This window comes from Polaromonas sp. P1_G2, from assembly GCF_056405515.1.
Genome location: NZ_JBFUBY010000794.1, coordinates 1 through 557, shown reverse-complemented (window position 1 = coordinate 557; position 557 = coordinate 1). Strand labels below are relative to the sequence as shown.

Here is a 557-nt window from a genome sequence, read left to right as displayed (position 1 = left end):
GTCCAGGCCATCGAGCATTTCTTCGGACTCAGTGCACGGCCGGAGGAATTCAGCAGCATACGCAGCACCCTCGCGGCCTCGGCGACGCAACGGATCAGGCGCGTGGTGAAGATCCGGCACGCAGCAACGATCAGGATGGAGAGACAGGTGCATTTGCGCAACGAAAGCATCCCACCCGCCTGACGACTGCGGAAAGAGGACATCGATGTCCGGATATGGTGGCTGAAGCGGCGCTGATCGGACGCGAAAAAGCGCGTTCAAGATTGGCCGTGAGCCAAGTTTCCGGAGCATCTGCACCCCGTGTATGACACCATGTTGTCCTTTATCATCGACATTGAATTCATTTGTGCGGCGTTTCATATCAAGCCTACGGGATGCCCAACTACGTCGGTGCCCCGGACAAGCCAAAGGAATTTCTCGCCCGGACCGTTTGCGTTCCGCATATTGCACACATGCAACGCGCAGGCTGCCAGCACGACAGCCTGCTTCTCTTCATTGAGATGAGGTGCGCCGATTCATGATCGCAGCGGCGCTTCCACGTCGGAATAGGCCTGGAC

1 protein-coding gene is annotated in these 557 nt (G+C 57.8%); it reads right to left on the bottom strand.

The annotated features are described in order from the left end of the window. On the bottom strand, positions 1 to 203 hold a 203-nt coding region (locus tag AC1D0P_RS27630; protein WP_477679650.1), incomplete at its 3' end, for a hypothetical protein. Between the last annotated feature and the right edge of the window lie 354 nt (positions 204 to 557).